The organism is Sphingobium lactosutens DS20, from assembly GCF_000445105.1.
GTDB classification, from domain to species: domain Bacteria; phylum Pseudomonadota; class Alphaproteobacteria; order Sphingomonadales; family Sphingomonadaceae; genus Sphingobium; species Sphingobium lactosutens.
The window spans coordinates 100,139-113,161 of the sequence record NZ_ATDP01000071.1 but is presented as its reverse complement, the minus strand read 5'-3'; the positions used below and the strand labels follow the sequence as shown (position 1 = coordinate 113,161).

Genomic DNA, 13,023 nt, shown 5'->3' with positions numbered 1-13,023 from the left:
AGACAATGTCTGCATCATGACATTTTGTAATTATCGGTCCCAGGTCGATACGATATCGTCATATTCTGGCCTGGGCCGTTCTTCCAATGGCTTCGCCGGGGTGCCGATGAAGATGAATCCGGCTATTGTCTCATGGGCTTGCCCGAATGCGTCGCGCACGTCGCCATTGAAGCTGGGCCAACCGGTGAGCCATCCGCCGGCATAACCAAGCGCATGGGTGGCATGGAGCAGGTTCATGATCGCCGCTCCGGCCGACAATTGCTGTTCCCACACAGGGATTTTGCTGCCGGGCACCGGGGACGACAGAGCGACCACCAATGTCGGCGCCTGATGGGCGAACTGATGCATGGATTCGACTTCCAGTCGCCCGGCGTCGGGTTTTTCAGCGCGATAGGCCCGTTCCAGAAGGCCCGCCAGCGCGTGGCGCTTGTTCTGCGGCACGATGACGAAACGCCATGGGGCAATCTTGCCATGGTCGGGCGTGCGCAGCGCCACCTCCAATATCTGCCGCAATTCCGCGTCATCCGGCCCCGGCGCAATCAGGTCGCGCGGTTTGCCCGATCGGCGGGTCTGGAGCAGGGAAAGCGGCGTGGAACGGTCATTGAACATCGGGCCATCCTTCATGCGATTGTAATATTGTTCTTCACTCACGCAATTCTGCTGCTAGTCTCGCGCGATTGAATTCGGGGAGGCGGGCCTCCCCCTATAAGATCGGGGAGCACCGCGCCATGGCCATTTCACCCGCCGACCCGAACCGGGCGGCACAGGCGGCCGAACATATTGCCGACGCCGACGCATCCTGGTTCGGCCATCCGCGCCAGCTTGCCAGATTGTTTACCACCGAAATGTGGGAGCGATTCGGTTTCTACGGCATGCGGGCCTTGCTGGTCCTCTATCTGACGGACCATTTCCTGTTTTCCGACACCAGCGCCGGTGGAACCTATGGCGCTTACATGTCGTTGGTCTATCTGACCCCCTTCATCGGCGGCTTCATCGCCGACCGGTATCTGGGGTCAAAACGGTCGGTGAAGTTCGGCGCGATCATCATGGCGATCGGCTATTTCACGCTGTGTTTCGGCGGGGAGGCGGCCAAGCCCTATGCCCTTGTCGATGGCCAGCGCTATGAGGTGCAGGTCGCCAAACGAGGCGACGCACGCCAGCAATATCTGATCGACGGTGACGCGCGCCTTGCCATTCGCGGGCATGAGGATGGCTCGGTCGATCTGGTGAACGACGCGGGCGCTGTCGAGCGCAAAGTCGAAAAGGGCGGCTTTGTCGCGGGCGGCGAACGCAGCCCCTTCTTCACCATGCTGATGTTGATCGCCCTGTCGGCCATCGTCGTCGGCAATGGCTTCTTCAAACCCAATATCTCGACCATCGTGGGCGAACTTTATGCGGTCGGCGACCGTCGCCGCGATGCCGGCTTCACCATCTTCTACATGGGCATCAATCTGGGCAGCCTGTTTTCGCAGATACTCTGCCCCTGGCTCGCGACGTCGGTCGGCTGGTGGGCGGGCTTCCTGCTCGCGGCGATCGGCATGCTCTGTTCCTGGGCGCTGATCCAGTTCGATGGCGGAAAACTCGGCGGCTATGGCGAACGGCCCGAAGGGGCCAATCCGCGCAAGGACCTGCTGATCTACGCGCTGTCCATTGCGGCCATTCCCCTGATGTGGTTCCTGTTCGTCAATGTGATGGACGCTGCGCAGGCACAGGCGGGCGCTGGCATCATCGGTTATCTGATGGCGCTGCCGATCCTGGGCAAATTGCTGTTCATCACCTTCCTGATCGCCGTGCCCGCCATTCTCATCTGGTCCTGGCGCGCGGGCAGCAAGGTCGAATTTCAGATGATGCTGGCGGCGATGGTGATGATCGTCTTCAACGTCGTATTCTGGACCCTGTTCGAGCAGGCCGGATCGTCGCTGACGCTGTTTGCCGATCGCAATACCGACCTGTCGGTCTTCGGCCTGTTCAGCCTGTCGGCTGGCCAGACGCAGTTCTTCAATGCCTTCTTCATCGTGACGCTGGCGCCGCTGTTCAGCATCGGCTGGAACGCGCTGGGCCGGCGGGGGCTTGAGCCGTCCATCCCGGTCAAGTTCGCCATCGCGCTGGTGGGCGTAGGCCTCGGCTTCCTAGTCCTCGTCTGGGGCAGCGCCTTTGCCGGCGCGGATTTCAAGGTGTCGATCTGGTGGCTGGCCTTGCTTTACCTGATCCACTCCATGGCGGAGCTGTGCATTTCGCCGGTCGGCCTGTCGATGATCACCAAATTGTCGATCGTGCGGATCGTCGGTCTGATGATGGGCGTGTGGTTCATGTCGATTTCGGTCGCCCAATATGTCGGCGGCATGATCGCGCAGGTCGCCAGCGTCGAAACGGTGGGCGGGCAGGTGACGAACCTGGCCGTCAGCCTGCAAACCTATGTGGACGTGTTCCGCACGATCGGCCTTGCGTCGATTGGTCTTGGCGTCCTCCTTTTCATCCTCGCATTTCCGATCAAGAGGTGGATGCATGGCGTTCAGTAACAGGGGTGTTTCACTGACGGTCGCGGCCGTCCTGCTGGCGAGCGGCACCACGCCGCTGGCCGCGCGCAAGGGCAAGGAGGAGCGACCCGCCTCGCAAGGGGCGTCGGCGGAGCCCGAAAATCCCTATCCTTCGACCTATCGTCCCTATGGCGGCCGACCGACGGTGCTGCGCGGCGCGACCATCTTTGACGGGGAGGGCGGACGCATCGACAATGGCATCGTCTTCCTGTCCGACGGCAAGGTCACTGCGATCGGCGGGGCGGACACGCCGATTCCCGCCGATGTGGTCGTGATCGACGCGCAGGGCAAATATGTGACGCCCGGCGTCATCGATATTCACAGCCATCTGGGCGACTATCCCTCGCCCGGCGTTGATGCCTTGTCCGACGGCAATGAGGCGACGTCGCCGGTCACCCCGCATGTATGGGCCGAACATAGCGTTTGGCCGCAGGACCCCGGCTTTTCCCGCGCGCTCGCCAACGGCGGCGTGACCACGCTCCAGATTCTGCCCGGATCGGCAAACCTGTTTGGCGGGCGCAGCGTAACGCTCAAGAATGTACCGGCGCGCACGATGCAGGGGATGAAATTCCCCGGCGCGCCGCAGGGCCTCAAAATGGCGTGCGGCGAAAATCCCAAGCGCGTCTATGGCAGCAAGGGCCGCGAACCCAGCACCCGCATGGGCAATATGGCGGTCAATCGCCAGACGTGGATCAAGGCGCGCGAATATCAGCAGAAGCGCGCCGCCGGGAAGGATCAGACGCGCGACCTGGGCATGGAGACGCTTGCCGACGTACTTGAGGGCAAGATCATGGTCCACAACCATTGCTATCGCGCCGACGAAATGGCCAACGTCATCGATATGAGCAAGGAATTCGGCTACAAGGTGTCGACCTTCCACCATGCCGTCGAAAGCTACAAGATCGCGGACCTGTTGCGCGACAATGGCATTTGCTCGGCCCTGTGGGGCGACTGGTATGGCTTCAAGATGGAGGCCTATGACGGGATCAAGGAGAATATCCCGCTGGTCCACAAGGCCGGAGCCTGCGCCATCGTTCATAGCGACGATCAGGACGGTATCCAGCGGCTCAACCAGGAAGCGGCCAAGGCGCTGGGCGCGGGGCGGCGCATGGGCATTGACATCAGCGACGAGGTCGCCTGGACCTGGCTCGCCATCAATCCGGCGCGGGCGATGGGCGTTGCCGATCGCACCGGCAGCCTGAAGGTCGGCAAGATGGCTGACGTCGTGCTGTGGAACGGCAATCCGTTCAGCACCTATACCCGCCCGGAAAAGGTGTGGATCGACGGCGCGCTGCTCTATGACGCATTCGACCCCAAGCGCCGACCGGTGAGCGATTTCGAACTGGGCCAGATCGGCGCGGGAGACGTGAAATGACAAAGATATGTTCCGTTCGCGCCCGCGCATGCCGGATGGGGGCAGCGGCGCTGCTGGCCCTGATCGCGGCTGTCCCCGCGCTGGCCCAGCCGATCGCCATTACCGGCGCGACGCTGGCGATCGGCGACGGGTCGGAACCGATACAGAATGGCACGGTCGTGATCGACGCTGGCAAGATCGTGGCCGCCGGCGCGGGCATCGCCGTGCCCGCCGGTGCGAAGATCGTCGACGGATCGGGCAAATGGGTGACGCCCGGCCTGGTGTCGGGCTTTTCGCGCGTGGGGCTGGCCGAAGTGCCGGCGGTGCGCGAAACCAATGATATCAGCGCCAACTCTCCCTTTTCGGCCGCGATCGACGTTGCCCCCGCCATCAATCCGCTCGCCAACCCGGTCGCGATCAGCCGCAATGGCGGCGTGACCCGGGCAGTGGTCGCTCCCGCGGCCTCCAGCGGCATATTCGCCGGGCAGGGCGCGGTCATCGATCTGGGCGCGGACATGAGCCCAATCACCAAGGCGCGCGCCTTCGAATATGTCGAAATGGGGGAGGCCGGCGCGGCCGAGGCGGGCGGTAGCCGCGCCGCGATGATCCTGACGTTCAAGATGATGCTGCGGCAGGCGCAGGACTATGCCAGGGCGCCGGCTGCCTTTGACGGCAATTCCAAGGATTCGCTGCTGAACCGCGTCGACGCCGAGGCGCTGGTGCCGGTCGTCACCGGGGCGATGCCGCTGATGGTCCATGCCGAAAGCGCGCGCGATATTCTGGCCGCGCTTGCCCTGCGGCAGGATTTTCCGGCGCTGCGGCTGATCCTGGCTGGGGCTACCGAAGGCTGGATGGTCGCGCCGCAAATCGCGGCGGCCAAGGTGCCCGTCATTACCGCGGGGCTGGAGGATTTGCCGTCCGCCTTCGAAAAGCTCGCCGCGACGCAGAGCAATGTCGGGCGGATGGTGCAGGCGGGCGTTTCCGTCTCGATGGGCATGCTGACGGGAGACGACGCGCTCCAGTTGCGTGTCGCCAACCAGCAGGCGGGCAATATGGTGGCGCTGACGAAGGTGCCGGGCGCGACCGGCTTGAGCTGGGGGCAGGCGCTGCGCACCATCACGCTGGCACCGGCCGAGGCGATGGGGCTGGGGGACCGGCTCGGCTCGCTGCAATCGGGAAAAGCCGGCGACGTGGTGATATGGGATGGTGATCCGCTGGAAATGACGTCCGCGCCGGTGGCCGTCTGGATCGACGGCGTGGCCCAACCGATGACGGATCGCCAGACGCGTTTGCGTGATCGTTATGCAACGCCGGACGAGGGCAGCCTTCCCAAGGCCTATGAATGGTGAGAACCGGGGCGGAGCCTATGCTCCGCCTCACTATGCCAGCGCTCAGCCGTCGATATTGCCCCAGATATCGCTGGCCTTCACATAGCCGCGCCGGCCTTTGACGTCGAACGCGCACCAGCCGCCCGAACAGTCGGAAATCCGCCCCACGACTCCCCGTTCGGCGCGAAACAGCGTTGCCGATCCGTCACTGGGCGATCCATGCAGCGGCGCGATGGCCGATCGGACGATGGCGGTCGGCGTATCGCTGAGCAGGCGGACATGCATCCACCCCTGCGCGCCATCGGGGTCCTGCACCTTGCGCCACAGGCCGAGGACTTGCACCACTTTCACCGGCAGGTCGCGGCGGCGATAGACCCAGTTGGACGGGTAATCCAGGCTGGGGCCAACGCGCATGCGCGCTTCGTCATGCGACAGCGACGCCCAATAGGGGGTCTTCTTGCCGGGCGCGGCATTTGCGGGCGCAGCTGCAAGGCCCAGCATGGTCGCGCCGGCCACGGCCAAGGCGATGTGAATAGTCGAAATCCTGTTACCCATGGCCGATCCATAACCCGTTGATCGTCGGCGCGACAGTCTTTCCTCGCCTTGACAGGCCTTATCCGCTTGACCCGCACCCTGCCGCGCAATAGCGCCACCGTCATGGCCCAAGAACCGCGCAAGACTCCGCCGCGTCCCGCCAAGCCGCGCGTCATCGTCACGCGCCGCCTGCCGCCCGATGTGGAAGCGCGCATGGCGCAATTGTTCGACGCCAGTTTCAATGTCGCCGACGCGGCGATGGACCGGATAGCCATGGCGCGCGCCATGGCCGATTGCGACGTGCTGGTGCCCACCATCACCGATCAGATCGACGCGGACCTGATCGACGGCGCGCCGGACAGGCTGCGCCTCATCGCCAGCTTTGGCAGCGGCGTCGACCATATCGATCTTGTCGCCGCGCGGAAGAAGGGGATCATCGTCACCAATACGCCCGGCGTGTTGACCGAGGACACGGCCGATATGACGATGGCGCTGATCCTGTCGGTGCCACGCCGACTGGCCGAGGGCGAAAAGCTGGTGCGCTCCGGCGCGTGGCAGGGGTGGAGCCCGTCAGGCATGCTGGGCCACCGGATCGGCGGCAAGACGCTCGGCATCATCGGCATGGGACGTATCGGTCGCGCCGTGGCGCGCCGGGCGCGCGCCTTTGGCCTGTCCATCGCTTATCACAATCGCCATCGCCTGCCCTTCGAGGTCGAGCAGGAGCTTGAGGCGCGCTGGCAGGGCGATCTCGATGCCTTGCTGACGGACAGCGATATCCTGTCGATCCACTGCCCGCTCAATGCCGACAGCCGCGGGCTGGTGGACGCGCGCCGGATCGGCCTCCTGCGGTCCCACGCCTATGTCATCAACACATCCCGCGCGGAAATCATGGACGAGGGCGCGTTGATCGACGCGCTCGAGGAAAGCCGCATCGCGGGCGCGGGGCTGGACGTCTATGCCCATGAGCCGGCGGTCGATCCACGTCTGCTCGCCCTCTCCAATGTCGTGCTGCTGCCGCATATGGGGTCGGCCACGATAGAGGGGCGCCATGCCACCGGCGCCCGCGTCATCGCCAATATCCGCACCTGGGTGGACGGCCACCGGCCACCCAATCAGGTGCTGGAAGGCTGGGTATAAGGGTCAGGCGGCAACCTGCTGCTTCAACTGATCGACCAGGGTCAGCCCGTGGCGAACGGATTCATGTGCGCGGCGGACGATGGACTGCGTTTCCGCGTCGATCGCATCGTCCTTCAACACGCGCTCGAATTCTTCATTCAGATAATCCTCGCCCCGGTCGATCGCCTGGATGATCGCCTTGTCGCCGCCGCCCAGCGCGACATGGATATCCTCAATCCACCGGTGAACCGTTCCGGCCGCAGAGCCAAATTCATTGGGCTTGCCGCCAAGCTGCCGGCTGCGTTCCTGCAGCATCGCGACCGCCGCTTGCCGTTCGGTCGCGAGATCGCGGAACAAGGTTTCAAACGGCGCGGACTTGGCCTTCTCCGCACTATGCGTATATCCCTTCACGCTGTCGATCAGCGTGGTGATAAGGTCGTCCAGCTTGCTGATGGTATGATTGTGCATCACCGTCTCCATTCTGAGGCCCGTCGGGCAATCTGCCGTCCCAACGGTCCTACGTCGCTCACGGTTCAATCAACTATCTGATATTCAACCTTAATGTCTCGTTAGCGATGACAGATGGTCCGCTACGCATGTGGAACAAGCCAGCCGGTCATGGGTTTGAGACATATCTTTCTCTCGCATTTCAAGGATCCTGATCATGATCAAGCTCGCGATCATCTCGCTGGTCATCGCCGCCGTGCTGGCGCTGCTCGGCTTCGGCGGCGCCGCCGGCACCTTTGTCGGCATCGCCAAAATCCTGTTCTTCATCGCGCTTGCCGTGTTTGTCGTCTTTCTCGTTCTCGGCATTCTGGCGGGCAAGGGCGTCAAGGACGCTATTGACTGACCATCATGACCATGGTGGGCGCCACTGTCGATGAAACTGGGAGGCTGGTGCGCGACGCGGCCGGCTTCCTGCTTCGGCGCGACGATGGTGGCAGCTACAGGCTGGTCCTGCTGCGAGTCCCGGTCGACCTGGTGGAAAAGCAGGTCCGCGTACGCGGTATCCATGTGGGCGAAGACGTGGTCGAAGCCGAAGGCGTCGCGCCCGCCTGATTCCCCCGATCAACGCACTTCTGGCGAGACGATTTCACAATCGGGCTTGCCAAGAGCCCCTGCGCGCGCGAACCATCGCCGCTATGCGTAAGATACCCTGCACCGCCCTTATTCCGCTTTATCTCGCCATGATCCCTGCCGCCGCACAGGCGCAGGATGCCGGCGCATCTAGCCAGGCGGCGACGGCAGAAGCGCAACTCGCCCGCATCCTGGATGATCACTGGACCTGGTATCTGTCCGTCCACCCCGTCGAGGCAACCGCGCGCGGTGTGCGCGACTATGACGACCGCATCTACGACATGTCGCTCGCCGCGCGAGACGAGCAGATCAAGGCCCAACAGCAATTCGTCCGCCGACTGGAAGCCGTGCCCGAGGCAGAATTGAGCGCGGCGGACCGGGTCAATCGCAATGTCCTGCTCTGGATGCTGCGCGATGATATCGCCAGCAACAGCCATCAGGCGGAACGGCAGATGCTGTTCACCACCTATTATGGCTGGCATCAGGGCTTTTCGGGCATGGCCGACGGACTGCCATTCTACAATCGCGCCGACTATGAAAGCTATCTGGAGCGCCTTGCGCTTTACCCCAAACAAAATGGCGATGCGCTGGCCATCACGCGGCAGGCGATTGCGGGCGGTTATGTTCAGCCCTGTTCCGTCCTGCAAAACTACGCCGGCACGATCAGCGGGATCGTGGAAGGGCCTCCGCAGGAGACGCGTTTCTACGAACCGTTCACGCGCACCAAGCCGCGCGACATCAGCGACGCGGACTGGGCAGCGATGCAGGCGCGCGCGGTGACGCTGATCCGCGACGTCCTGACGCCTGAATATCGCAAATGGCATGACCTGTTCGTCGCGGACTATCTGCCCCATTGCCGCAAGAGCGACAGCGCCTCATCGCTGCCGGGCGGCGCCGCCTGGTATGCCAGCCGGGTGAAGGCGCACAGCACCACAGACCTTACGCCCGACCAGATCCACCAGATCGGTCTGGACGAGGTCGCCCGGATCGGCAAGCGTATGGACGATATTGCGACCCAGGCGGGCTACCCCAGTCGCGCCGCCTATATTGCCCATTTGCGCACCGACCCATCCTATTATGCCAAGACGCCGGAGGAATTGTTGCGCGTCGCAGCGCGGCAGGCCAAGACGATCGACGGTCTGTTGCCGCGCTATTTCGGCACGCTGCCCCGTCTGCCCTATGGCCTCAAGCCCATCCCGGCGGCAGAAGCCGAAGGCACCACGACGGCCTATTATGGGCCGGGCGCGCCGGAAGCCGGCATTTCGGGCACCTATTGGGTCAACACGTCCAAGCTGAATCAGCGCCCCTTCTGGGAAGTTCCGGCCTTGACCGCGCATGAGGCGGTGCCGGGTCATCACAACCAGATTGCGTTGCAACAGGAATTGCCGCTACCGCCATTCCGCAAATATCTCGCCGGGTTCACCGCCTATGTCGAGGGCTGGGCGCTCTATACCGAATATCTGGGCGAAGAAATGGGCCTGTATGACACGCCCGAGAAGATGATGGGCCGCTTGTCCTATGAAATGTGGCGCGCCTGCCGGCTTGTGGTCGATACCGGCATCCATGCGAAGGGCTGGGACAAGGCGCGAGCCGTCGCGTTCATGAAGACGAACAGTGCCCTGTCCGACGCCAATATTGATGCGGAAGTGAACCGCTATATCAGCTGGCCGGGCCAGGCGCTCGGCTACAAGCTGGGTGAAATCAAGATACGGGAATTGCGCACCAGAGCCGAAAAAGCCCTGGGGCCGAAATTTGACCTGCGCCGTTTCCATGACGCGGTGCTGGCGCAGGGGGCAGTGCCGCTGACCGTGCTGGAAAGCCAGATGGACGCCTGGATCGCGGCTGAAAAAACGCGAAAAGCCTGATCAGGCGATCGGCAACCGCTCTGGCCGACGGAAGGATGCGCCCCCGCCCGACCAGCCGCGATAGGCGCCATCGATCGGCATGGCTGCGTCGCAACAGGCGCATTGCGCCATGACCCGGCCGACCAGCCACTGGCTTTCGCCGCAAGATGGGCAGGGCATCGCCCGGCCCGGACGATAAAAGAGCAGGGACATGGCGGGGTCGTTCGCGCTGCTCGGCAAGGGCAATGGCATAGAGGCGGTTCCCTGTTGATCGCCATCCAAACGCCGTCCGACCTGCTTGTTTCCTGTTGCGAACCATTAGCAGTGAAAATCGCGGGAAAGCTGAATAATCCGCGATTTTGTCCATTTGACACCGCCGCCCCATTCTGTATGGCGCTGCACCATCGGGACATACCTGCTTCGACCACCGGTTGAGGCGCATCCCTGACCTTCGCCGTCCAGTCCGTTCGCTGTCCGGCGAGGCTCCGGTGGAATCGCGTCATCCTCTGGCGAAGCGCCATGCGAGGAGACGCACATCTTATGACCGCCATCGGACAGGACACGCTAGGCACGCGCGACATGATGAATGTCGGCGGCAAGGACATTGCCTATTATTCCTTCAAGAAGGCCGCTGCGAAACTTGGAGACGTTTCGCGCCTGCCTTTCTCGATGAAGGTGCTGCTCGAAAATCTCCTGCGCTTCGAAGATGGCGTGACCGTCACCACCGATGACATTCAGGCAATCGTCGACTGGCAGAAGGATCGCGGTCAGGCGCAGCGCGAAATCCAGTATCGTCCCGCGCGCGTGCTGATGCAGGATTTCACCGGCGTGCCCTGCGTCGTCGACCTTGCCGCGATGCGCGATGCGATGACTGCGCTGGGCGCCGACGCCGCCAAGATCAACCCGCAGGTTCCCGTTCACCTCGTCATCGACCATTCGGTCATGGTCGATGAATTCGGCACGCCCCAGGCGTTCGAGCAGAATGTCGAGATCGAATATCAGCGCAATATGGAGCGCTACGACTTCCTGAAATGGGGCAGCAAGAGCCTCGCCAATTTCTACGCCGTGCCTCCCGGCACCGGCATCTGCCACCAGGTGAATCTGGAAAATATCGCGCAGGCCGTCTGGTCGAGCGAAGGCCCTGACGGCGTGACCGTCGCCTATCCCGACACGTGCGTCGGCACCGACAGCCATACCACCATGGTCAACGGCCTTGGCGTGCTGGGCTGGGGCGTTGGCGGGATCGAGGCGGAAGCCGCGATGCTGGGCCAGCCCGTATCCATGCTAATCCCCGAAGTCGTCGGTTTCAAGTTCACCGGGACGCTCAAGGAAGGCGTGACCGCGACCGATCTGGTGCTCACCTGCACCCAGATGCTCCGTGCGCGCGGCGTCGTCGGCCGCTTCGTCGAATATTTCGGTCCCGGCCTTGCCACCCTGTCGCTCGCCGACCGCGCGACGCTCGCCAACATGGCGCCCGAATATGGCGCGACCTGCGGCTTCTTCGGCATTGACGACAAGACGCTGGACTATATGCGCCTGACCGGCCGCAGCGACGAGAATATCGCGCTGGTCGAAGCCTATGCCAAGGAACAGGGCTTCTGGATCGACCCGGCGGTCGAACCGGTCTTTACCGACACGCTGGAACTGGACCTGTCGACGGTCGTCCCCAGCCTGGCCGGTCCCAAGCGCCCGCAGGACCGCGTGTCGCTGCCCGACGTCGACGACGTGTTCAACGCCGACATGGAAAAGACCTACAAGAAGGCGCAGCAGCGCGTACCGGTCGACGGCAAGGATTTCGACATTGGCGACGGCGACGTCACCATCGCCGCGATCACCAGCTGCACCAACACGTCGAACCCCGGCGTGCTGGTCGCGGCCGGTCTGGTCGCCAAGAAGGCCAATGAACTCGGCCTCAAGCCCAAGCCTTGGGTCAAGACCTCGCTCGCTCCGGGCAGCCAGGTCGTGACCGATTATCTGGAAAAGGCCGGCCTCCAGTCGCATCTCGACGCCATCGGCTTCAACCTGGTGGGCTATGGCTGCACCACCTGCATCGGCAATTCCGGCCCGCTGGCCGAACCGATCAGCAAGGCGATCAACGACAATGGCTTGGTTGCCGCCGCCGTGATTTCGGGCAACCGCAACTTCGAAGGCCGCGTGTCGCCCGACGTGCGCGCCAACTTCCTCGCCAGCCCGCCGCTGGTCGTCGCCTATGCGCTCAAGGGCACCGTGGTGGAAGATTTCATCACGACCCCGATCGGCACCAGTAAGGATGGCGAAGCGGTGTATCTGAAGGACATCTGGCCCAGCAATGACGAGGTTTCGACCGTCATGGCCGGCTGCATGGACCGCCAGATGTTCCAGGCCCGCTACGCCAATGTCTACAAGGGCGATGCGCACTGGCAGGCGATCGAAGTCACCGGTTCGGACACCTATCAGTGGCGCGCCGGTTCGACCTATGTCGCCAACCCGCCCTATTTCGAGGGCATGTCGATGACGCCCGACGCCGTGACCGACATTCAGGGCGCCAAGCCGCTCGCCATCTTCGGCGACTCCATCACCACCGACCACATCTCGCCGGCCGGCTCGATCAAGGTCGACAGCCCGGCGGGCAAGTGGCTGATGGAGCATCAGGTGAGCAAGGCCGACTTCAACAGCTATGGCGCGCGCCGCGGCCATCATGAAGTGATGATGCGTGGCACCTTCGCCAATATCCGCATCAAGAACCAGATGCTGGACGGCGTCGAAGGCGGCATGACCAGCTACAATGGCGAAGTCATGCCGATCTATGACGCAGCGATGAAGCATAAGGCGGACGGCACGCCGCTGGTTGTCATCGGCGGCAAGGAATATGGCACCGGATCGTCGCGCGACTGGGCGGCCAAGGGCACCAACCTGCTGGGCGTGCGCGCGGTCATCGTCGAAAGCTTCGAGCGCATCCACCGCTCCAACCTGGTCGGCATGGGCGTGCTGCCCTTGCAGTTCAAGGACGGCGAAAGCCGCGAGACACTGGGCCTCAAGGGCGATGACAGCTTCACCATCGAAGGCGTCGCTGACTTGAAGCCCCGCCAGGATGTCGAGGTGAAGGTGACGCGCGCCGACGGCTCGACCTTCAGCTTCACCGCGCTTTGCCGCATCGATACCGTCAACGAACTGGAATATTTCCTGAACGGCGGCATCCTGCAATATGTGCTGCGTAAACTCGCCGCCTGATCGGCCGTCGCGCTAAAATAAGA

General features: G+C 63.3%; 12 protein-coding genes. 8 read left to right on the top strand and 4 right to left on the bottom strand.

What is annotated here, in order from left to right; genetic code table 11:
* Nucleotides 1-30 precede the first annotated feature (30 nt).
* Complete coding sequence (locus tag RLDS_RS33350) at nt 31-609, bottom strand: nitroreductase family protein (protein WP_021224772.1); 579 nt, start codon at nt 607-609, stop codon at nt 31-33.
* A 119-nt stretch (nt 610-728) separates the two neighbouring features.
* Between RLDS_RS33350 and RLDS_RS33345 the strand changes: the two genes are divergently transcribed.
* The 3 genes from RLDS_RS33345 to RLDS_RS33335 are packed head-to-tail and all read left to right on the top strand — an operon-like array spanning nt 729 to nt 5,240.
* The gene (locus RLDS_RS33345; protein WP_021224771.1) at nt 729-2,519 is read left to right on the top strand and encodes a peptide MFS transporter; all 1,791 of its coding nucleotides are present in this window, start codon (nt 729-731) and stop codon (nt 2,517-2,519) included.
* On the top strand, nt 2,506-3,912 hold the full coding sequence (locus tag RLDS_RS33340; RefSeq protein ID WP_021224770.1) for an amidohydrolase: 1,407 nt from the start codon (nt 2,506-2,508) through the stop codon (nt 3,910-3,912). The genes RLDS_RS33345 and RLDS_RS33340 overlap by 14 nt, the downstream gene beginning before the upstream one ends.
* Complete coding sequence (locus RLDS_RS33335) at nt 3,909-5,240, top strand: amidohydrolase family protein (protein ID WP_031297483.1); 1,332 nt, start codon at nt 3,909-3,911, stop codon at nt 5,238-5,240. Before RLDS_RS33340 ends, RLDS_RS33335 begins: the two co-directional genes overlap by 4 nt.
* Before the next feature lie 42 nt (nt 5,241-5,282).
* On the opposite strand, the gene RLDS_RS33330 is transcribed toward RLDS_RS33335, so the two are convergent.
* On the bottom strand, nt 5,283-5,720 hold the full coding sequence (locus tag RLDS_RS33330; protein WP_040603592.1) for an SH3 domain-containing protein: 438 nt from the start codon (nt 5,718-5,720) through the stop codon (nt 5,283-5,285).
* 156 nt (nt 5,721-5,876) lie between these two features.
* Between RLDS_RS33330 and RLDS_RS33325 the strand changes: the two genes are divergently transcribed.
* Entirely contained in the window at nt 5,877-6,890 is a 1,014-nt protein-coding gene (locus tag RLDS_RS33325) for a 2-hydroxyacid dehydrogenase (protein WP_031297481.1), read from the top strand.
* 3 nt (nt 6,891-6,893) lie between these two features.
* On the opposite strand, the gene RLDS_RS33320 is transcribed toward RLDS_RS33325, so the two are convergent.
* Nucleotides 6,894-7,337, bottom strand: coding sequence for a PA2169 family four-helix-bundle protein (locus tag RLDS_RS33320; RefSeq protein WP_021224766.1), 444 nt, complete (start codon nt 7,335-7,337; stop codon nt 6,894-6,896).
* A 196-nt stretch (nt 7,338-7,533) separates the two neighbouring features.
* Here RLDS_RS33320 and RLDS_RS33315 point away from each other — a divergent pair, with 196 nt between their 5' ends.
* The 3 genes from RLDS_RS33315 to RLDS_RS33305 all read left to right on the top strand — a co-directional run bounded on the left by RLDS_RS33315 (nt 7,534) and on the right by RLDS_RS33305 (nt 9,811).
* A complete protein-coding gene (locus RLDS_RS33315; RefSeq protein WP_009821964.1) occupies nt 7,534-7,719 on the top strand; it encodes a DUF1328 domain-containing protein in 186 nt (61 codons plus the stop codon).
* 5 nt (nt 7,720-7,724) lie between these two features.
* Nucleotides 7,725-7,928 carry a DUF5818 domain-containing protein gene (locus RLDS_RS33310; RefSeq protein ID WP_021224765.1) on the top strand — a complete coding sequence of 68 codons (204 nt, stop codon included), beginning with the start codon at nt 7,725-7,727 and terminating at the stop codon, nt 7,926-7,928.
* A gap of 83 nt (nt 7,929-8,011) precedes the next feature.
* Nucleotides 8,012-9,811 carry a DUF885 domain-containing protein gene (locus tag RLDS_RS33305; RefSeq protein WP_021224764.1) on the top strand — a complete coding sequence of 600 codons (1,800 nt, stop codon included), beginning with the start codon at nt 8,012-8,014 and terminating at the stop codon, nt 9,809-9,811.
* Here RLDS_RS33305 and RLDS_RS33300 read toward each other — a convergent pair whose 3' ends face one another.
* Nucleotides 9,812-10,003, bottom strand: a complete 192-nt coding sequence (locus RLDS_RS33300; protein ID WP_152527997.1) for a hypothetical protein — start codon at nt 10,001-10,003, stop codon at nt 9,812-9,814.
* Between the two features lie 327 nt (nt 10,004-10,330).
* Here RLDS_RS33300 and acnA point away from each other — a divergent pair, with 327 nt between their 5' ends.
* The gene (acnA, locus tag RLDS_RS33295; protein ID WP_021224762.1) at nt 10,331-13,000 is read left to right on the top strand and encodes an aconitate hydratase AcnA; all 2,670 of its coding nucleotides are present in this window, start codon (nt 10,331-10,333) and stop codon (nt 12,998-13,000) included.
* Nucleotides 13,001-13,023: the final 23 nt, after the last annotated feature.

Bases quoted from the DNA above. Each gene is read 5' to 3' on its own strand.
- RLDS_RS33305 (WP_021224764.1), top strand. From the start codon at position 8,012: ATGCGTAAGATACCCTGCACCGCCCTTATTCCGCTTTATCTCGCCATG.
- acnA (WP_021224762.1), top strand. From the start codon at position 10,331: ATGACCGCCATCGGACAGGACACGCTAGGCACGCGCGACATGATGAAT.
- RLDS_RS33300 (WP_152527997.1), bottom strand. From the start codon at position 10,003: ATGTCCCTGCTCTTTTATCGTCCGGGCCGGGCGATGCCCTGCCCATCT.
- RLDS_RS33330 (WP_040603592.1), bottom strand. From the start codon at position 5,720: ATGCTGGGCCTTGCAGCTGCGCCCGCAAATGCCGCGCCCGGCAAGAAG.
- RLDS_RS33335 (WP_031297483.1), top strand. From the start codon at position 3,909: ATGACAAAGATATGTTCCGTTCGCGCCCGCGCATGCCGGATGGGGGCA.
- RLDS_RS33345 (WP_021224771.1), top strand. From the start codon at position 729: ATGGCCATTTCACCCGCCGACCCGAACCGGGCGGCACAGGCGGCCGAA.
- RLDS_RS33310 (WP_021224765.1), top strand. From the start codon at position 7,725: ATGACCATGGTGGGCGCCACTGTCGATGAAACTGGGAGGCTGGTGCGC.
- RLDS_RS33315 (WP_009821964.1), top strand. From the start codon at position 7,534: ATGATCAAGCTCGCGATCATCTCGCTGGTCATCGCCGCCGTGCTGGCG.
- RLDS_RS33340 (WP_021224770.1), top strand. From the start codon at position 2,506: ATGGCGTTCAGTAACAGGGGTGTTTCACTGACGGTCGCGGCCGTCCTG.
- RLDS_RS33325 (WP_031297481.1), top strand. From the start codon at position 5,877: ATGGCCCAAGAACCGCGCAAGACTCCGCCGCGTCCCGCCAAGCCGCGC.
- RLDS_RS33320 (WP_021224766.1), bottom strand. From the start codon at position 7,337: ATGCACAATCATACCATCAGCAAGCTGGACGACCTTATCACCACGCTG.
- RLDS_RS33350 (WP_021224772.1), bottom strand. From the start codon at position 609: ATGTTCAATGACCGTTCCACGCCGCTTTCCCTGCTCCAGACCCGCCGA.